Source organism: Pseudonocardia nigra (genome assembly GCF_019396355.1).
Lineage (GTDB): Bacteria > Actinomycetota > Actinomycetes > Mycobacteriales > Pseudonocardiaceae > Pseudonocardia > Pseudonocardia nigra.
The window spans coordinates 1-18,328 of the sequence record NZ_JAHKRK010000040.1; the positions used below are offsets into that span (position 1 = coordinate 1).

22 protein-coding genes, 1 tRNA gene and 2 pseudogenes are annotated in these 18,328 nt (G+C 71.4%); 16 read left to right on the forward strand and 9 right to left on the reverse strand.

All coding sequences use genetic code 11. The annotated features are described in order from the left end of the window. Positions 1-310 precede the first annotated feature (310 nt). Entirely contained in the window at positions 311-1,057 is a 747-nt protein-coding gene (locus KME75_RS12880; protein WP_219414858.1) for a TIGR02391 family protein, read from the reverse strand. Between the two features lie 351 nt (positions 1,058-1,408). On the opposite strand from KME75_RS12880, the gene KME75_RS12885 reads away from it, so the two are divergent. Further along, complete coding sequence (locus KME75_RS12885) at positions 1,409-1,795, forward strand: SCO5389 family protein (protein ID WP_219414859.1); 387 nt, start codon at positions 1,409-1,411, stop codon at positions 1,793-1,795. A 72-nt stretch (positions 1,796-1,867) separates the two neighbouring features. Here the strand turns inward: KME75_RS12885 and KME75_RS12890 are convergent, their stop codons facing one another. Further along, positions 1,868-2,638, reverse strand: a complete 771-nt coding sequence (locus tag KME75_RS12890) for a GntR family transcriptional regulator (RefSeq protein ID WP_219414860.1) — start codon at positions 2,636-2,638, stop codon at positions 1,868-1,870. A gap of 134 nt (positions 2,639-2,772) precedes the next feature. Between KME75_RS12890 and KME75_RS12895 the strand changes: the two genes are divergently transcribed. The 12 genes from KME75_RS12895 (at position 2,773) to KME75_RS12950 (ending at position 10,080) form a co-directional block, all read left to right on the forward strand. Continuing rightward, positions 2,773-3,150 (forward strand): hypothetical protein, encoded by a 378-nt coding sequence (locus KME75_RS12895; protein ID WP_219414861.1) that lies wholly within the window; start codon positions 2,773-2,775, stop codon positions 3,148-3,150. After that, positions 3,147-3,401 carry a hypothetical protein gene (locus KME75_RS12900; protein WP_219414862.1) on the forward strand — a complete coding sequence of 85 codons (255 nt, stop codon included), beginning with the start codon at positions 3,147-3,149 and terminating at the stop codon, positions 3,399-3,401. Before KME75_RS12895 ends, KME75_RS12900 begins: the two co-directional genes overlap by 4 nt. 295 nt (positions 3,402-3,696) lie before the next feature. Further along, the gene (locus KME75_RS12905) at positions 3,697-3,891 is read left to right on the forward strand and encodes a hypothetical protein (protein WP_219414905.1); all 195 of its coding nucleotides are present in this window, start codon (positions 3,697-3,699) and stop codon (positions 3,889-3,891) included. 1 nt (position 3,892) lies between these two features. Then, the gene (locus KME75_RS12910; RefSeq protein WP_219414863.1) at positions 3,893-4,216 is read left to right on the forward strand and encodes a hypothetical protein; all 324 of its coding nucleotides are present in this window, start codon (positions 3,893-3,895) and stop codon (positions 4,214-4,216) included. A gap of 3 nt (positions 4,217-4,219) precedes the next feature. Beyond that, positions 4,220-4,399 (forward strand): hypothetical protein, encoded by a 180-nt coding sequence (locus KME75_RS12915; RefSeq protein ID WP_219414864.1) that lies wholly within the window; start codon positions 4,220-4,222, stop codon positions 4,397-4,399. A 103-nt stretch (positions 4,400-4,502) separates the two neighbouring features. Further along, the gene (locus tag KME75_RS12920; RefSeq protein ID WP_219414865.1) at positions 4,503-5,981 is read left to right on the forward strand and encodes a cell division protein FtsK; all 1,479 of its coding nucleotides are present in this window, start codon (positions 4,503-4,505) and stop codon (positions 5,979-5,981) included. Further along, complete coding sequence (locus KME75_RS12925) at positions 5,978-6,256, forward strand: hypothetical protein (protein ID WP_219414866.1); 279 nt, start codon at positions 5,978-5,980, stop codon at positions 6,254-6,256. Before KME75_RS12920 ends, KME75_RS12925 begins: the two co-directional genes overlap by 4 nt. Beyond that, positions 6,256-6,471, forward strand: coding sequence for a hypothetical protein (locus KME75_RS12930; RefSeq protein ID WP_219414867.1), 216 nt, complete (start codon positions 6,256-6,258; stop codon positions 6,469-6,471). The genes KME75_RS12925 and KME75_RS12930 overlap by 1 nt, the downstream gene beginning before the upstream one ends. Continuing rightward, positions 6,468-7,157 (forward strand): hypothetical protein, encoded by a 690-nt coding sequence (locus KME75_RS12935; protein WP_219414868.1) that lies wholly within the window; start codon positions 6,468-6,470, stop codon positions 7,155-7,157. Before KME75_RS12930 ends, KME75_RS12935 begins: the two co-directional genes overlap by 4 nt. 99 nt (positions 7,158-7,256) lie before the next feature. Then, positions 7,257-8,633 carry a replication initiator gene (locus KME75_RS12940; protein WP_219414869.1) on the forward strand — a complete coding sequence of 459 codons (1,377 nt, stop codon included), beginning with the start codon at positions 7,257-7,259 and terminating at the stop codon, positions 8,631-8,633. After that, the gene (locus KME75_RS12945) at positions 8,630-8,845 is read left to right on the forward strand and encodes a helix-turn-helix domain-containing protein (RefSeq protein WP_246631996.1); all 216 of its coding nucleotides are present in this window, start codon (positions 8,630-8,632) and stop codon (positions 8,843-8,845) included. The genes KME75_RS12940 and KME75_RS12945 overlap by 4 nt, the downstream gene beginning before the upstream one ends. Continuing rightward, a complete protein-coding gene (locus KME75_RS12950) occupies positions 8,845-10,080 on the forward strand; it encodes a tyrosine-type recombinase/integrase (protein WP_219414870.1) in 1,236 nt (411 codons plus the stop codon). Before KME75_RS12945 ends, KME75_RS12950 begins: the two co-directional genes overlap by 1 nt. Before the next feature lie 89 nt (positions 10,081-10,169). On the opposite strand, the gene KME75_RS12955 is transcribed toward KME75_RS12950, so the two are convergent. Both KME75_RS12955 and KME75_RS12960 read right to left on the reverse strand, forming a co-directional pair. Further along, positions 10,170-10,243, reverse strand: a tRNA-Pro gene (locus KME75_RS12955). A gap of 24 nt (positions 10,244-10,267) precedes the next feature. Continuing rightward, positions 10,268-11,209 (reverse strand): metallophosphoesterase, encoded by a 942-nt coding sequence (locus KME75_RS12960; protein WP_219414871.1) that lies wholly within the window; start codon positions 11,207-11,209, stop codon positions 10,268-10,270. A gap of 68 nt (positions 11,210-11,277) precedes the next feature. Here KME75_RS12960 and KME75_RS12965 point away from each other — a divergent pair, with 68 nt between their 5' ends. The 3 genes and pseudogenes from KME75_RS12965 to KME75_RS44895 form a co-directional block, all read left to right on the forward strand. Then, entirely contained in the window at positions 11,278-11,751 is a 474-nt protein-coding gene (locus KME75_RS12965) for a GatB/YqeY domain-containing protein (RefSeq protein ID WP_219414872.1), read from the forward strand. 66 nt (positions 11,752-11,817) lie between these two features. Continuing rightward, positions 11,818-12,237 (forward strand): annotated as a pseudogene (locus tag KME75_RS46715) (formate/nitrite transporter family protein); the annotation flags it as partial. 73 nt (positions 12,238-12,310) lie between these two features. Next, positions 12,311-12,646, forward strand: a pseudogene (locus KME75_RS44895) (formate/nitrite transporter family protein); the annotation flags it as partial. Positions 12,647-12,652: 6 nt separating this feature from the next. On the opposite strand, the gene topA reads toward KME75_RS44895, so the two are convergent. The 5 genes from topA to KME75_RS13000 form a co-directional block, all read right to left on the reverse strand. Then, on the reverse strand, positions 12,653-15,355 hold the full coding sequence (gene topA, locus KME75_RS12980) for a type I DNA topoisomerase (protein ID WP_308282730.1): 2,703 nt from the start codon (positions 15,353-15,355) through the stop codon (positions 12,653-12,655). Between the two features lie 366 nt (positions 15,356-15,721). Further along, complete coding sequence (locus KME75_RS12985) at positions 15,722-16,315, reverse strand: hypothetical protein (protein WP_219414874.1); 594 nt, start codon at positions 16,313-16,315, stop codon at positions 15,722-15,724. Positions 16,316-16,369: 54 nt separating this feature from the next. Further along, positions 16,370-16,972, reverse strand: a complete 603-nt coding sequence (locus KME75_RS12990) for a hypothetical protein (RefSeq protein WP_219414875.1) — start codon at positions 16,970-16,972, stop codon at positions 16,370-16,372. Positions 16,973-17,082: 110 nt separating this feature from the next. Beyond that, a complete protein-coding gene (locus tag KME75_RS12995) occupies positions 17,083-17,676 on the reverse strand; it encodes a hypothetical protein (RefSeq protein WP_219414876.1) in 594 nt (197 codons plus the stop codon). Between the two features lie 82 nt (positions 17,677-17,758). Then, positions 17,759-18,307, reverse strand: coding sequence for a hypothetical protein (locus KME75_RS13000; protein WP_219414877.1), 549 nt, complete (start codon positions 18,305-18,307; stop codon positions 17,759-17,761). Between the last annotated feature and the right edge of the window lie 21 nt (positions 18,308-18,328).

Sequence of the window (18,328 nt, forward strand, 5' to 3'; positions counted from 1 at the left end):
AAGGGCCACCGCGCGGTCGCCACCCGCTACGACAAGCGCGACTACATGTTCCGCGGAACCATCGACGTCGCCTCGATCAGGATCTGGCTCCGCGACCCCGTCCCATGATCCAAGGGACACGCTCTAGCTCTCCGCAGTGCTGTTCCGGATCCAGCTACTTGCGGTCGACGTCCCGCTGATCGACCTGCCTGGTCTCATACGGGCGCTGATGCCGCACCCCGCCCCCTACCTCGCCCGGGTGCCCGCTCGGTCGGCCATCCCGGAGACCTGCCCGGCCGGCGAGGCCCCGCTTTGGCCCGGGTCACGCCTGCTACCGCTCGACCTCACATTCACGCACCCAGCGCATGAAGACGCTGAACATTACGAGGTATTCGAACGAGTCCTCACGACTCCACTCAGGCCGATATTGATGCGCTGCAATGTTCCTTACACCCGAGAAGCAGGCCACCCCTAATGCCTTCGCACCGGTAGTACGGCTCATCCAGGTCCTTGAATTTCGATCACCCGGGAAGCGCAGACGAGCGTCTCCAGACTGAGGCGCCTTTTCACTGAATGCATGGTTGACGAGATCACTCTCGCTCAGACGGTGCAAGCCCGTTCGCGTCTGCAATGCGGCATTTACCGCTCGGGCCGCGCTTTCCACAGCGGCTACGTAGTTGCCGTGCGGCCAGTGGCTATTTGCGGCATCCCGCACAAGTCGATCCAGCTGATCGAGGTGCAGGAGGAACGCCCGATCGCCAAAAGCGGACGTAGGGGCAGCCGCCCGCTCTCCGGACCTCGAGCCAAAGTCTGGCTGCTCGGAGCTTCTAGTCCCGGCAGGGTCGCTACCACGTCGGCGACTCACGAGCTTTGTAATGGCGTAGCCTATTACGAATGCTGCGCCGCCGAAGAACAGTCCTGCGCCGATACCGTTGGCGACGCGCAAGCCGATGCTGTCGCCATACTGTGGACTGGCAAATATTGCAAGACCGGAGATGAGGCCAATAACAACGGCGGCGACGATCGCGCCGCCATATCTGCGATAAAAGCGGTCTTGCCCGTCGGAATGCGACGACACCCTGCTGGCACCCTTCGTCGAGGTCGCCCGTACATCGCTCTGCGGCGCCCTCCTGTTACTGTTAGCGACGGCGTCTGGGGCGCGCAGCCGCGCGCCGCGCGGGGACCGGCCGGAGGCCGCACGCCCCGCGCGAGCGCTTGCAGCTGCATCGGGCACAGTGCCGCGCGGCGCCGGAGGCGCCGCCTTGAACAAGTAGGGAAAGTCTGAACACGCGCGCCGCGTGACCGTCGGAGTCGGAGCGTGACGTGCGAATTACTGCATGTGGCCAAGACCGCTCGTTCGGGTGTTCCGGTCCCGCGCGCTGGCTCCGTAGCGTCGGCCCGGTCCGCTTGAGCAACACGGGGAGGCTCAGTGTCACTGACAGTTCCGTCAGACCTGCTGGAGAAGGCGCAGCGCGGTCCGGTGTCTGATGAGGAGTTCGTTGGCTGCGTCCGGGAGTCGCTGCCGTACGCGTGGGGGATGGTGGAGCGGCTGGCGAAGGAGCTGGACGCCACCGGCGCGCCCTCGGTGCAGAACCTGGAGGTCCCGCCCGACGATGCCGCCTGGGGTGAGGTGTTCCGGCTCGTGGGCAGCGACGCCATGCGTGGTGCGGTGCAGCGGCATTTCGGTGTTCGTCTGGCGTTCCAGAACTGCTGCAAGGTCGGGCTGTTCCGACCGGAGGCCACCGCGGAGTACGAGGAGTTCGTGACGCCGCGGGCGCAGTTGCTCAACCAGCGGCCAGAGCTGCTGAACTGCTAAAGGCAGGCTGAACGACACGAGGGCGCGGCACCTGAGAGTGGGTGCCGCGCCCTTCGTCGTCCGTACGGCGGGTTACGTGGCCTCGGGCTCGACAGTCAGCGAGTACTCCAGCTTGAACTGGTTGGCCGCGAAGAGGAGGTCGGCCGTCTCGATCGGCAGTTCGCCGGCGTAGCAAGTGCGGACTGCGACGATCACCGGGATGCCGGGCCGCAGGTGGAGCTGCTCGGCCTCGGAAGGTCGCGGCATCCGGGCGTGTAGGCGCTCGGTCACGTTGGTCGGTCGGAGTCCGATCGACGTGAAGCGGTCGACGATCCCGGCGGCCATGAGCGGGCCCTGTTCGGGGTGCTCGATGGGCGTGCCGCGAGTGAGAGCCAGTGGCTCGTAGGACGTGACGCGCTGGATCGGCTCCCCGTTGGCGTACGAGAGGTACGTGGTGCGCATGACCTCGGTACCGACCTCGACGTTGAGTCGACGAGCGACCTCTAGGCCAGCCCGCTCCGGGGCCGTGTCGTAGTCGTAGGTCGGAGTGCGCTCGGTCTTGAGCGCTTCCTCCGCGAACGGCATACCGGGATTGGTGCGGTAATGCAGCGCCGATCGCCTCACAAGCGGGTCATACAGGCGGACCGTCGCACGGCCGCCCTGGACTCGATCGATGAGACCTTCGGACTCCAGCAGGTCGAGTGCACGACGGACCGCGATCCGCGATGCACCGAACGTCTCCCCCAGCTCCTCCTGGGTTGGCAGACGCTCGCCGGGTACGCGCGTGCGGGCGAGGATCTCGTCTCGGAGCGCGCCGGCGATGCGCTCGTACAGGTGCTCAGAGGTCGGTTCGGGTTCAGTCATGGCGCGGGTCGTGCTCCCCTCGTTGGTCCATTCGGACCAAACTCTACTTGGCATGCCAAGCCTCTTGCGTTCTGGGGTCAGGGTGCTAGCCTTGGCATGTCAAGTCAATCTGGTATGCCAAGTGCGGAGGACCGATGCGAGACATCCCGGTAGTGCTGAGCGGCTACAAGCTGACGGTGGTGGAGCCACCCGGCCCGAAGATGCGCGATGACGGCAACGGCGGTCAGGTGGTGGTGACCGACCGGCAGGGCGCGACGCAGTTCGTGGTGTCGCTGTTCGCGAAGCTGCGCCCGGTGCCGGGTCAGCGTGCGCCGAAGGGCGAGGAGATCAAGGTGACGCTGGAGACCGACCCGGGTGAGGGGTTCGAGGAGGACACCCGGGTGGAGCTGGTGAACCCGCGGATCAACGCCTACCAGATCGACGGCCCGGACGGGCGCTCGATCTCGGGGATCTCGTTCAAGGCGGCCGGGCTGACCCCGGTGACCGGGCCGATGCCGCGGGGTGAGAAGTGAACGGCGCGGAGCTGAGCGTGTTCGTGAGCGCGCACGTGGAGGCCCGCACGGAGATCCGCGCGCGCATCCACCCGCGGGAGAACCGGGTGGTGATCCGCCTGCTGGGAGCCGGCCTCTGTGAGGTGGGCCTGTTCACCGACCGGCCGGAGCTGGTGCGGCTGCGGGACGCGCTGACCGACGCCCTGGCCGAGTTGGACGAGCAGCAGGCCGCGTTTGCCGCGCAGACTCCGGAGCGGGACTCGGCCGCGTAGCCCCACCGGCTGCGCCTTCTTCGGGCGACGATTTCGCCCGCAATTCTCAGTGATTCCCGAAATACAAGTGTGGGTGCAGTCATGCCGAAAACAGGGAGGTGAACGGAATGCGGTGTGCGGGGTGTTCAGGGTCGGGGTCGTGCGATCCGTGTGACGGCTACGGGTTCCTGCCGGACTCGTTCCCGAATGCCGGGGACGGCCCGGAATGCGAAGTGTGCACCGGCGACGGGGTGTGCGCGGAGTGCTGCGGCACGGGTGATGAGGACGTGAGCGAAATGGTCGAGGGGGACGCGTGATGAACGCGGTCAAGGTGAAGGAGCAGGGGCGAGTGGTTCCGGCGGGTGTGGGTCGGCTGGTGCGCCGGTTGGAGCGGGAGCGGCGGCTGTGGAACCGCCGCCCGACGGATGCGGTGGCAACTGAGCAGGCGTGGCGGGCCGGTGTCGCCGAGGGGCTGCGGCTGGCACAGGTCGCGATCCGGAAGGGGGTCTGACATGGCGGCGACCTCGACGGTCGGGTCGGCGGCACGGGCCACCCGCGGGTGGGCGCAGCGGCGGGCGAACCGGCGGGCGCTGGCGCGGTTCGGCGAGTTCTGGCGGGCTCTGCAGCAGGTCGGCGACGTGCTTGCGGAGGCGGAGCGGATGGCGAAGGCGGCCGATGACAGCTCGTGGCGCAACCGGAATCAGCGGCACTGGTCGATCGCCACCGCCGACGAGGTCCGCAAGTCTGTGAAGGGCTGCCGGTCCTCGCTGCGGATCGTGTCGTCGCAGGCGAAGCGGTTCGAACCGCAGCTCATCGTCAAGGACTGGAGGCGCTGACCGATGCAGGTCGATCGCATCATCGAGGAACTTGACCGCTCGATGCGGGAACTGCGGGAAGCGATGCGCGGTATCCCGATCCGGCGGGGAAGTTTCAAGAAAACCCACGACAACCTCGCCCGCGACGTCGCCACGGTGACCACGATGCTCGACGCCGCCCGCCCGGTACTCCAGAAGAAATAGCGCAGGACAAGCAGCACGAACTCCCCGCACTCGGGCCGGGGCGCAGTAGCCGAATTTGCGTCCCGGCCTGAGGTGTATCCGTACCCGTTCAAGGAGTAGCGAAATGACGTCGTTCACTATGGGCACGACCCGACGGAAGAACCGACACGGCAACGGCGGCCGGAACGTCACGGTGGCCGGCCGGGCCTCGACTCGCTCGACCGGCGCGGAGATGCGCGCGCTGGTGTGGCTGGCGCGCCACCCACTGGTCGCGATCCTCCCCGCCCTCGTGCTCACGGCCGCGCTGCGGTGGGGCGCCGCGGTCACCGGCGTCCTGCTGGCCGGGCTGGCGCTCGGGCTGCTGGTGTGGTGGCGGGCGCATCCACCGACCTATGACCGGTGGGTGGCGCCGTGGCTGCGTACCGGGTGGCGGCGCTGGACCGCCTACCGAGGCCGCCGCTGGCGGGGGGTGCTGGATGACTGCGACCTCACCCGGGAGAACCGGCGCACCGGGGAGCTGCTGGTGCCGCGGATCGTGCGGGCCCGCTCGGTGACCCCGTCGATCGACACTCTCACCGTCGCTCTGGTTCGCGGGCAGGACGTCACCGCGTGGACCGACCGGGCCCCGGCCCTGGCCGACGCCCTCGGGGCGCACCGGGTCGCGGTCACCCGCGCCCGCCCCGGTCGACTCACCGTGGTCGTGGAGCGCCGGATGCCGTTCGGCCACGTGCTGGACGCCCCGGCGATCCCGGCCACCTCCGCGGAGGTGGACCTGACCGCGCTGGACGTGGGCGACACCGAACGCGCCAACCCGTTCTGCATGCGCATCCGCGGCAAGCAGGTGATCGTGGTCGGCGGCTCCGGCGCGGGCAAGGGGTCGCTGCTGTGGGGCCCGTTGCGGGCGATGGGCCCGATGATCCGCGACGGCCTCGTCCGCCCCTGGGTCATCGACCTCAAGGGCGGCACCGAAACCGAACGCGGGCAGGCGTTGTTCCACCGCTGGGCCACCACCATGGACGACGCGATCGACCTGCTGACCGACTTCCGCGACTCAATGAAGGACCGGCAGGCGTGGATGCGCGCCCACAAGGTGCGCAAGTGCGAGATCACCCCCGAGACGCCGTACGAGCTACTGATCATCGACGAGTTGGCGATGCTCACCGCCTACGGCGAACGGTCCGGCGTCCGGGAAGCCCTGCGACTGCTCGCGGAGATCCTCACCCAGGGCCGCGCCACCGACCACTCCGTGGCCGCCTACGTCCAGGAACCGTCCAAGGACGTCGTCGACGTCCGTGAGCTGTTCACCCTGCGCATCTGCCTCGGCGTCACCGCCGCCTCCCACGTGGACATGGCGCTCGGCGACGGGGCCCGCGACCGTGGCGCGCTGGCCGACGAGATCCCCGGCGACGAGGCCCATGCCGGTATCGGGTTCGTCATCGACCCGGTCACCCGGCTGCCGATCCGGTTCCGCGCCGGCTACGTCACCGACGACGAGATCGACGAACTCGCCCGACTCTGCGCACCCAGCGGCGCGGGTGAGCTCGTGCCCTTCCCACACCCCGACCACGACACCGACGAGGACGGACAGGAGGTCGCGTCATGAACATCGGAACTCGCCGCACCCGGGAGGCCCGCCTGATCACCGGCGCGCTGGCCCTCGTCTGCGCCATCGCCTGCACCGGCGCCGTGATCCCGGCCGTGGAACACGCCGTCAACCTCGGCCTGGTGTGGCTCGCCGTGCTCGCCCTCGTCGCCGCTGGTGTGCGGCTCGTGGCCCGGCGGGTGCGGGAGCGGCGGGAGGAGCGCGCCGACGCCCGCACTGCTGCCATCTGGCGCGCCGAGCACGCTCCGCACCTGACCCGGCAGGAGGTGGCGTGATGTTGGACGTCACCGGGTGGGCCGTGCTGACCTGGCTCAAGCTCACTGCGCTACTCGCGCTCGCTGTCGGCGTCTGCTGGCTCACCCTCGGCACCGACTCCGGCTGGTTCTGGATCGCCGCCGCCGCCGCGGTCGTCCTGGACCTCTACATCGCCCGCCAGCTCGCCCGCGAATGGGGCTATGAGGCCAGCCTCCGCTGGTGGTGGACCCGATGACCGCACAGGTCACCGACGGTGTTCAGGACGGGCTGTGGGGCCAACCGGTTACAGCGGCGGCGGGCGTCAAGCCCACCCGCAGCGAGATCAACGATCCGGAGTTGGTGGCCGACGTGGTCCGCTCGGCGATCTCCCGCGGCTACGTCCTGATCGGCCCCGCGGAACGAGTGTTCGTCCGTGAGGCCGGTGAGACGAAGAAGGGCAGCTCGGTCGAACCGGTCCCCACCTACGAGGCCGACACCGTCCGGCAACTCCTCGACGCCGGACACCTCGCCACCGGCGGCAACCATATTGTCCGTCACGGGGGCCGGGAAGGCCCCGCGACGTCCGTTCTCGTGCCGAAGGCCACCCGCGCGATGGTGACCCGCTGGGCCAACCTCCGCCCGCTCCTGACCCACCCGCCTGCGGCGAAGCCCGGTCAGCCGGCGACCGCCCACGGAAAGCCGCCGGGGTCCGGACTGATCTACGTCGACGTGGTCCGGACCGGGTTCGGGCTGGTCACCTGCGGTAACGGGGACTTCTCCGGCTCGATCATCCGCGAGGGCCGCCGCTACCTCGTCGAGACCGAGCGCGGCCAGGTCATCGGTCACACCGCCTCCTATCGCGCCGGCGCCCGGATGCTCGCCCGCCACCACGGCTTCACCCCCGACGAGATCGAGATCGAGCACGAGAAGGACCTCTACTAGCCCCGGGCCCCCCGGCCGCGGGTGGCCCGCCCCCCTGGACACCGACTCCGGGCGGGCCACCCGCACCCCACCCCCTTGCCCGCGTCACGGAGGACACCCATGTCCGCACCCACCCTCGACGCCATGATCAGTGACCGCATCCGACGCGACGACTACCGCACCTGGCGGGCCGCCGTGGAGGCTACCGGTGGCTGCGCCGCCCCCATCCACCTCCGCGGCTCCTCCACCATCCTCGACCGCGACGGCGCCATCCTCATCGAACGCTCCGGCCAGGTCCTCGCCCCCTGCGGCAACCGCCGCGCCACGGTCTGCCCCGCCTGCTCCGACCGGTACGCCGCGGACGCCTTCCACCTCCTGCGCGCCGGGCTCGCCGGGGACGACACCAAGAACGTCCCGGCCAGCGTCACCGATCGACCGCGGGCGTTCCTGACCCTGACCGCCCCGTCGTTCGGGCCCGTCCACACCCGCAAGGTGACCCGCCGCGGGCATGTCGTCCCGTGCGGCTGCGGGGAGCGGCACCACCCGGACGACCCGCGCATCGGGACCGCGCTCGACCCCGAGCGGTACGACTACGTGGGCGCGGTGCTGTGGCAGGCCCACGCCGGCGCGCTGTGGGCCCGGTTCACCACCACCCTGCGCCGGGCGCTGGCCGCCGCACTGGGACTGCGGGTGCGGGAGTTCCGCGACCACGCCCGCCTGTCGTACGCGAAGGTCGCCGAGTACCAGCGCCGCGGGCTCGTGCACTTCCACGCCGTCATCCGCCTCGACGGCCCCGACGGACCCACCGACCCGCACCCGCCCGGCCTCGACCACCACGCGCTGCGCGCCGCGATCCATCACGCCGCCCGCGCCGCCACCCTCACCGTCACCCGCCCGGACGGGGAGCTGATGACGCTGACGTGGGGTGCGCAGCTCGACCTGCGCCCGGTCACCCCCACCGCCGCCCGGCACCTCGAGGACGAGACCGGGGAGATCACCGACACCGCGTTGGCCGGCTACATCGCCAAATACGCCACCAAAGGCACCGGCGCCACCGACGGCGCCGACCGCCCGATCCACGACATCGACCACGTGCAGTACCTCGACCTCACCGCGCACCACCGGGCGATGATCGAAACCGCGTGGGAGCTCGGCGGCCACGCCGAGTACGAGGCGCTGAACCTGCGCCGCTGGGCCCACATGCTCGGCTTCCGCGGCCACTTCCTCACCAAGAGCCAGCGCTACTCGGCCACTTTCGGCGCCATCCGGGGCGAGCGGCGGACCTGGCGGCTGCGCGCTGACCTCCACGCCCTCGATTGCGACACGGCCGACGACAACGGCATCCCACTCGACCTGTCCACCGTCACCGTGATCAACGACTGGTGGCCCGTCCACTACGGACACCGCGACGACGGCGAACGCGAGCTAGCCGCCGCCATCGCAGAACGCAACCGACAACAACGACGGAGCAAGATCGGGACCAGGAGAGCAGCATGAGCATGCCGAGCAAGCGCGCCGACACGGCCGTGATCGACACGACCCGCCTGACCTACACCGTCAACGAGGTGGCCCACCTGCTCAACCTCTCGCGCGGCATCGCTTACCAGTACGTCCGCGAGGGGGTGATCCCAGCCGAGCGGGTCGGGCGCCGCTGGCTGATCCCACGCAAGCGGCTCCACGCATGGCTCGACGGGCGGGCGGTGGCCTGATGGGCGGCGGTGTCCGCAAGACCCCGGCCGGGAATTGGCGGGCGTACTGGCGTGACCCGACTGGTCGCCAGACGTCCAAGACGTTCCGCACCAAACGCGAGGCGGCGACGTTCCTCGCCCAGGTCACCGCCGCGACCAGCACCGGCGGGTACGTGTCCCCGCACGCCGGCCGGGCGCTGTTCGGCGACCATGCCCGGCAGTGGATGGGCTCGTGGAACAACGAAGCGACCACGCATGCCCGGGACGCCTCGATCATGCGCACCCACGTCCTCCCGCAGTGGGGCACCTGGCCGCTGGCGAAGATCGACCACATGGCCGTGCAAACCTGGATCACCGGACTCGGCGCGCGGCTGTCGCCGGCCACGGTCGCCGAGTGCCGCCGGCTGACCAGCGCCGTCATGCGGTCCGCGGTGCGCAACCGACTGATCCCGTTCAACCCATGCGAGGACGTCAAGGTTCAGAAGCGCCGCCGCCGCGACACCGACGACCAGGTGATCGCACGCGAGACATTCCGGCGCCGGCTGCTCCCAGCGGTCCCGCACCGGCACCGCGCACTGGTCGCCGTCGCCGGTGGGTGTGGGCTGCGCTGGGGTGAGGCGTCCGGTCTGTGCCGTGACGCCCTCGACCTCGACCGCGGGACGCTGCGGGTGATCCGGACCGTGATCGAGGTCTCTGGGCACACCTCGTTCAAGCCCTTCCCGAAGTCCGTGGCCGGTCGGCGTACCGTCCCGCTTCCGGCCTGGCTGGTGACGATCGTGCGGGAGCACCTTGACCGCTACCCCCTCGGCGAAGGAGACCTGATCTTCGCGAACGAGGTCGGCGGGGCCCTGCGCCGCACACTGTTCCGCTCGCGGGTGTGGCGGCCCTCGCTTGTGCGCGCCGGATTACTCGGCTCGGTCGCCTCGGACGGAGACCGGCTTCTCGCGCGCTGGACCGACCTGGACGGACAGCGACACCGTCAGCACTTCGCCAGCGAACCTGCTGCTGTCCGGTACGTCGCCCGCGCCCACGCCGGCGGGCTGCGCTTCCACGACCTGCGTCACTCGTACGCCACCTGGCTCGTGGACGATGGTGTGCCGCCGAACATGGTGCAACGTGTCATGGGCCACGAACGGGCGTCGACAACCCTGGACCTCTACACCCGGCGCACCGACGACGCCTCCCGCATCCTGCGCGCCCTCGATGATGAGGACGACCTCGGCGGCGGGCCCGCAGGTGTCCTCGTGCCCGCCTGATGCCTTTCTGATGCCTGCGCAGGGCGCTGCAACGACGAACGGCCTGGCCGGAAGCTCCTCGCGGAGCCGCTGACCAGGCCGTTCTGCTGTCGGGGTGACAGGATTTGAACCTGCGACCTCTTCGTCCCGAACGAAGCGCGCTACCAAGCTGCGCCACACCCCGATGGCCCGTGGGCCGAGGACAACTCTAGCCCACGTCCGCAGCGGCCGACGCGGGGGTGGTGGTTGTGCCGGCGGTCACGGCCCGGCGAGGCACGAGCGTGAGCAGGCTGGCCTCCGGCGGGCAGGCGAACCGCACCGGCGCGAACGGGGATGTGCCCAGGCCCGCCGACACGTGCAGCCAGGTGTGGGCGCCCCAGCGGGAGGCGCCGCGGGCCCGGGAGCGGTCCAGGCCGCAGTTCGTGACGAGCGCGCCCACGCCCGGTACGCGCAGCTGGCCGCCGTGGGTGTGCCCGGCGAGGACGAGGTCGTAGCCATCGGCGGCGAACCGGTCGAGCACGCGGGGTTCGGGGGAGTGGGTGAGGCCCAACCGCAGTGCCGGACTGCCCGACGGCAGGCCCGCGACGCGATCGTAGCGGTCCAGCCCGAGGTGCGGATCGTCCACTCCCGCCGCGGCGACCTGGACGCCTGCCGCATCGAGCTCGACGCGCGCGTGGGTGGCGTCGTGCCACCCACGCTCCACCAGCGCGGCGCGCAGGTCGCGCCATGGCAGCGGCTCCCCGTGGATCCGGCGCTCGCTCTTCGAGAGGTAGCGGGCGGGATTCTTGGGCGTCGGCCCGAAGTAGTCGTTGCTCCCGAACACGAACAGGCCTGGCCGTTCCAGCAGCGGGCCGAGCGCGGCGACGACCGACGGCACCGCGCGCGGGTGCGCGAGGTTGTCGCCGGTGTTCACCACGAGGTCCGGCTCGAGCGAGGCCAGCTCCGCCACCCAGCGCCGCTTGCCGGCCTGCTTCGGCGTCATGTGCAGGTCGGAGATGTGCAGGATGCGAAGGGAACGGGCGCCGTCGGCCAGCACGGGGAGCGTGACCTCGCGCAACGTCCAGCGGCGGCGCTCGATGCCCGCCGCATAGGCGACGGTGGCCGCCCCCGTCGTCGTCGCCCCGAGCGCGAGCCGAGCCCAGCTGTTCACCCTTGCAGGGTACGTCGGGTCCCGCGAGCGGCGAGCCGTCCGGTCGGGATGCGTTAGCGTGCTCCGCCGTGAGCACCTTGAAGGAGCAGCTGCGGGCCGACCTGACGGCGGCGATGAAGGCCCGTGACGAGGTCGTGAAGGCCACCCTGCGGATGACGCTGACCGCTGTCGGCAATGCGGAGGTCGCCGGCACCGAGGCGCGGCAGCTCGACGACGTCGAGGTGCTCCAGGTGATCGCGAAGGAGGCCAAGAAGCGCGCCGAGGCGGCCGAGGCGTTCGACGCCGCGGGCCGCACCGAGCAGGCCGCCCAGGAGCGGGCCGAGGGCGAGGTGCTGGCGCGCTACCTGCCCACGCAGCTCAGCGACGACGAGCTCGACGGGATCGCGGAGCAGGCCGTCGAGGACACCGCGGCCGAGCTGGGCGAGCGGCCCGGCCCCCGGCAGATGGGCCAGGTCATGAAGAAGGCGACCGCTGCCGCGGCGGGCCGGGCCGACGGGGGTCGCGTCGCCGCTGCGGTGAAGGCCCGGTTGATTCCCGGCTGACCGGTTTCGCCCGGCTCTCCCGGGTCACCCCGTTGCCGTCGATCGGACGCACCGGGAGGTCGCCCCATGGCCGCGAAGAAGCCACCGGAGGTCGCGAGCGCGGCCGCCGACCAGGGCGCGCAGAAGGCGCATCAGCCGTGGGACAAGGTCCTCGTCGGGGCGTTCCTCGGCGGCGCCTACATCGCGTTCGGCGGGCTGGTCGCGATCACCGTGTCCTCCGGGCTCGACCCGGCGACGTGGGGCACGCTGCCGACGCTGTTCACCGGCTCGGTCTTCACGCTCGGGCTGGTCCTCGTCGTCATCGCCGGCTCCGACCTCGCCACCGGCAACATGCTGCTGGTGCCCATCGGGGCGATGCGGGGGAAGATCGACGTCGGTGACGTCGCGAAGAACCTCACGCTGGTGCTGCTCGGCAACCTCGTCGGTGCGCTGTTCGTGGCCTACTTCCTCGCCGTGCAGACCGGCGTCATCGGCGACGCCGGGGGCGACCCGGCCAGCACCGGGACGATGACCTACGAGCGGCTCGCGAGCATCGCCGAGACCAAGGGTCTCGAGGAGAACCTGGCAGATCTTCCTGCGCGCCGTCGGCTGCAACTGGCTCGTCTGCCTGGCCGTGTGGCTCGCCCTGGCCGCCGAGAACGTCTCCGGCAAGATCCTCGCGATCTTCTTCCCCATCATGGCCTTCGTCGCGATGGGCTTCGACCACGTCGTGGCCAACATGTTCTTCCTGCCCGCGGCGATCTTCGCGGGCGTGCCGGGCCTCGGCTGGGACGACACGCTCGTCAACTGGCTCTTCGCCGGCCTGGGCAACCTCGTCGGCGCGGTCGTGTTCGTGGCCACGACCTACTGGTACCTGTACCTGCGCGGCCGCCCGGAAGAGGCGACCGCGCAGTAGGACGGGTCAGCTCTTCGTCGGGGCCTTCTTCGTCGCCGCGGGCTTCTTCGCCGCCGGCTTCTTCTTCGGAGCCGGGCCGCGCGCCCGGCGCTCGGCCAGCAGCTCGCTCGCCCGCTCGTCGGTGAGCTGCTCGACGCTGTCGCCCTTGCGCAGCGACGCGTTGGTCTCGCCGTCGGTGACGTACGGGCCGAACCGCCCGTCCTTGATCACCATCGGCTTGCCGGTGGCCGCGTCCTTGCCCAGCTCGCGCAGCGGCGGCGTGGCGGCAGCCGTGCGCCGCCCGCGCTGCTTGGGCTGCTTGTAGAGCTCCAGGGCCTCCTCGAGCGTCACCGTGAACAGCTGCTCCTCGTCGGCCAGCGACCGCGAGTCGGTGCCCTTCTTCAGGTACGGGCCGTAGCGCCCGTTCTGCGCGGTGATCTCCTCGCCGCTCTCCGGGTCGGTGCCCACCAGCCGCGGCAGCGACAGCAGCCGCAGCGCCTCCTCCAGGGTGACCGACTCGGTGGACATCGACTTGAACAGCGAACCCGTCCGCGGCTTCGGCTTGGCGGCGGCCTTCTTCTTAGCGGTGCCGTTCGTCGACGCCGCCGGTGCCGGGTCCGGCAGGATCTCGGTGACGTACGGGCCGAAGCGGCCCTCCTTCGCGACGATCTCGTGCCCCGTGACGGGGTCGACGCCCAGCGACCGCCCCTCCTGCGGCACGGCGAACAGCTGCTCGGCGACCTCGGGGGTGAGCTCGTCGGGCGGCAGGTCCTCCGGCAGGTTGGCCCGCTGCGACTGCCCGTCCCGCACCCGCTCCAGGTACGGGCCGTAGCGGCCCACCCGCACCACGACGTCGTCGAACACCGGGACCGAGTTGATCTCCCGGGCGTCGATCTCCTCGAGGTTGACGCCCACGAGCTTCTTCAGGCCGCCCGCCCGGGCCACCGAACCCTCGCTGCCCTGCTCCGCCCCGAAGTAGAAGCCCGACAGCCAGTCGGTGCGCTGCTGCGCGCCCTGGGCGATCGAGTCGAGCTCGTCCTCCATCGCCGCGGTGAAGTCGTAGTCGACGAGCCGGCCGAAGTGGTGCTCGAGCAGCCCGACCACGGCGAACGCGATCCAGGACGGGACGAGCGCCTGGCCCTTCTTCCACACGTACCCGCGGTCCTGGATCGTCTTGATGATCGACGCGTAGGTGGACGGACGGCCGATCCCCCGGTCCTCCAGCGCCTTGACCAGGCTCGGCTCCGTGTAGCGGGCGGGCGGGTTGGTGGTGTGCCCCTCCGGAGTCAGCGACGCGGCCGTCAGCGCCTGGCCCTGCGTGAGCTCCGGCAGCCGCGACTCGGCGTCGTCGGCCTGGCCGTCGCTGCCCTCGTCGAGGGTCTCCACGTAGGCCTTGAGGAAGCCGGGGAACGTGATCGTGCGCCCGGACGCCGCGAACGTGACGTCCTCGCCGGTGGCCGCGCTGCCGGTGATCCGGATGCTGACGGTGGTGCCTCGCGCGTCGGCCATCTGCGAGGCGACCGTGCGCTGCCAGATCAGCTCGTAGAGCCGGAAGTCGTCGCCGTCGACCTCGCGGGCGATCTCACCCGGCGTGCGGAACGTCTCGCCCGCGGGCCGGATCGCCTCGTGCGCCTCCTGGGCGTTCTTGACCTTGCGCGTGTACTGCCGCGGCTGCGGCGAGACGTACGCGTCGCCGTACAGCTCGCGGGCCTGGGCGCGCGCGGCCTGGATCGCCGACTCCGACAGCGTGGTGGAGTCGGTGCGCAGGTAGGTGATGTAGCCGTTCTCGTACAGGCGCTGGGCGCTGCGCATCGTGCGGTCGGCGGAGAACCGCAGCTTGCGGCCCGCCTCCTGCTGCAGCGTGGAGGTCATGAACGGCGCGTACGGCTTGCGCGTGTAGGGCTTCGACTCGACCGACTCGACGGCCAGGTCGCGGCCCTGCAGCGCCTCCGCGAGCCGGCGGGCGCTCGCCTCGTCGAGCGCGCGGGCGGGCTCCTTGCCACCGCCCTTGAGCTGCCCGTCGGGCCCGAAGTCGCGGCCCGTGGCGACCCGGGTGCCGTCGACGGCGACCAGTCGCGCCGGGAACTGCCGGGGGGACGCGTCGGCGCCCGCGTCGAGCTGCGCGGCGATGTCCCAGTACGACGCGGAGACGAACGCCATCCGCTCGCGCTCGCGCTGCACGATGATCCGGGTGGCGACCGACTGCACCCGGCCCGCCGACAGCCTCGGCATGACCTTCTTCCAGAGCACGGGGGAGACCTCGTAGCCGTACAGCCGGTCGAGGATGCGGCGGGTCTCCTGGGCGTCGACGAGGTCCTGGTCGACGTCGCGCAGGTTCTCGACGGCGGCGCGGATCGCGGGCTCGCTGATCTCGTGGAACACCATCCGGCGCACCGGCACCTTGGGCTTGAGCGTCTCGAGCAGGTGCCAGGCGATGGCCTCGCCCTCGCGGTCGGGGTCGGTGGCGAGCAGGACCTCGTCGACCGACTTCAGCGCGTCCTTGAGCTCGGCGACCTTGCCCTTCTTCTCCGGCGTGATGATGTACAGCGGCGCGAACTGGTTGTCGACGTCCACGCCGAGCCGCGCCCACGACTCACCCTTGTACTTGGCCGGCACGTCGGCGGCGCCGCGCGGCAGGTCGCGGATGTGGCCGACGGACGCCTCGACCACGTAGTCCTTGCCGAGGTATTGCTGGATCTTCTTGGCTTTGGTGCCGGACTCGACGATCACCAGGCGCCGCGTGGGGCGTCCGCTCGCCGTGGCGGTGGACGTGCCACCGCCCCGGCTGCCGCCCGCCTTCCGGCTGCCCGTGCCTCTCGAGGTCGCGGGCTTCGAGCTCGTCGTTCCGGTTGCCACCTGGTCCTACTCCATCGTCTACGGCCGTCTCGGCACGTGTGTCGGCCGTCCTGAGAGCCCCGCCGCGCAGGATGCGCGATGGTCCCCGTACATCGAGTATGCGTGGCCCTCGTTCCGGCATATACCGGAACGTCACGTTCGCACACCCACCGACCGTGTAGCGCTCGTCACACAACGCTTGCGCCTGTCGCGTGCGACCGGGCTCGTGCCGGCCTGCGCCGCGAGAGCGTAACCAGGCCGTCAAGACGCGCGCCGCCCCCAGTACCGCGGCCAGTCGGCCGTCTCGGCCCGCGGCGGAACCGGCCCGACCAGTTCGACGAGCCGCTGAACCCTCCGCGTACCACTGATCCGCAGCGCCGCGCCGTTGCCCACCCTGGCGGGCGGGATCCCGGCTCTGGTCGCCGCCGCGATCAGCGGCAGGTGCGTGTCGGGGGCGTGCGCGTCGAGGTCGAGCAGGTAGGCGCCCCGCTCGTCCGGACGCCCCGCAGCGAGTGCCCACAGGCGTAACGCCGGGCCGTCCAGTTCCCATCCCACGGGGACCGTCTTGACCGCCCCATGCGTCCACGCGCGCGCCAGTTCCACGAGATCGCAGCGGAACGCGGTGCGCAGGGCTGTGGCGCCGCTCTCGGTGCGGGTGGCGCTCACCGCGATCCCGGTGGCGACGCACGCCGCCGTGACGGCGGGCGCCCGCGCCGGGTCCCGCAGGACGATCGACAGCCGGGCCTGGTCACCGGCGCCGAAGCGGACGATCTGCCCCGGCCCGCACAGCAGGCCTGCGAGGTCGCTCACCCGGGGCGGACGGGCGTCGGCGGAGAACAGCGACAGCTGTGACACGAGACGCACAGTAGAACACGCGTTCGACGCAGGCCATGGGGACGCGCCGGACGTTCAGCGTGGCGGGCTCGCCGACAGCGTCGACAGCCGGCGGCACTGCTCGGCGCGCTCAGCGGCAGGCCCCAGCCGGGGCAGAGCGCTCAGCTCGGCGAGCGGGTCCGGCGGGGCGATCGTCGCGAGCGCCGACTCGACCTGGTCGAGTGCGGCGATGAAGGCGTCCGGATCGGCCGGGTCGACGCCGTCGACCGTCGCCTTCGCGCCCGCGAAGTCCTCCTCGAGGAACTGCATCGCGCTCTCGGCCCTGCCGACGGCCTCGTCGCCACCGGGAACCGGCGACCGCCCGACCGCCTCGAGCTGCGCCCGGCCCTCCTGCACGCCCGTCAGCACCTTGCCCAGGTAGGTGCTGAAGGTGCGCTGCACGCTCACCAGGTCCGGGGCAGTGCCGAAGTCGGGAGGCGCGGTCGTGGGGACGGCGAAGCTCAGAACCGCCGAGCACACCCGGTCGGCCCAGGCGACCGGATCGGAGCCCGGCCCTTCGGTGGGGGCCGGGTCGGGGTCGGCGACCGGGGTGCCGCCCACGGTGCTGGTGCAGCCGCCGAGCACGACGAGCGCGGCGAGGACGGCCGTGATCAGCGCGGGGCGCGCCGTGCGAGTCATGCGCCTGCTCCAGGTCGGGGGCGGGACTCCGCCAGTGTGCCCGAGCCGCCCGTTCCTGCTGCGCGAGTCGCCCGTTTCCGGCGCGCGAGTCGCCCGCGGCGCGCCGCCGGTCAGCTCGGGAGCAGGTTCTCGATCTCCTGGCAGTTGGGTGCCTCCCGGCTCGCCCGGTCGAGCTCGGCGGTGTTCTGCAGGTCCGCAGTCGGGTCGGGCAGCGTGGCGAGCTCCTGCAGCGGCGCGATCGCGGCCGGCAACCCCGTGGCGAGAGCATCCGGATCGGAGGTGTCGATCGCGTCGAGCTGCGTCCTGGCCTCCTGGAACGACGTCCGGAACGTCGTGAGCGCCCCGCTCAGCTCGGTGACGATCTCGTCGCCACCAGCCACCGGGGACGGCCCGACCTGGGCCATGCCCGTGATCGCGGAGTCGGCGGACGCCTCGGCCTCCCCGAGGTACTCGCTCAGGGTGCCGACCAGCTCGGCGGGATCCACGGCCCGGTCCAGCTGTGGCGGATTCGCCCCCGTGCGGATGACGGGCAGCAGCGCGCCGCACACCTGGTCCACCCACGCCACCGGGTCCCCGGCCGCCGGTGCGCCGGCCCCGGCGCCCGCTGAGGAGGGCGTGCCGGCAACGGTGGTGGTGCAGCCCGTGCTCAGCGCCAGCGCGGCGAGGACCGACAGGAGCAGGCCGGAGGGAATGGAGCGGGGCATGCGGCTGCTCCCGGCGGAGTGGGGACGTGGTCGGCGCCAGTTTGCCCCGACCGGGTGATGCGCGGCGAAGGGCCCCTTGCTCTCAACCGGCCGGTGCACCCGCCGTCCGGAGCGCGCGGCAGTTCGGCGCCTGCTCGCCCGCCGTCCGCAGCGCGTCGTCGGCCTGGAGCCCCTCCGTGGGATCGGGCACGTCCCGCAGGTCCTGCAAGGGCGCCACGACGGCGGGGAAGGCGGCGGCGAGCGCGGCCGGGCTCGAGGTGTCGGCGGTGTCGAGCCGCGTCCTGGCGTCCTCGAAGCCGGCCTGCATGCTGCTCAGCGCCTCCCGGAGCCTGGTCACGTACTGGTCGCCACCGTCCACCGGGGAGGCCCCGACCGCGTCGAGCGCCGCGATCGAGCGCTGCAGCTCGGCGGTGGTGGAGCCGAACCAGCCGTCGAGGGTCCGCACGGCGGCGACGGGATCGGCGGGATCGATCTGCGGCTGGGCGGTGACGACCCGGGTGAACCCCGTCAGCGCCCCGCACACCTCGTCGGTCCATGCGACGGGATCGGCGGTTGCGGACCCGCCGCCGCAGCCGGCGACGAGGAGGGCGAGCGACGCGGCGACGGTGCCGCCGAACCTGCGGGTCCGCATGGGGCCTCCGGAAGGTGTGCG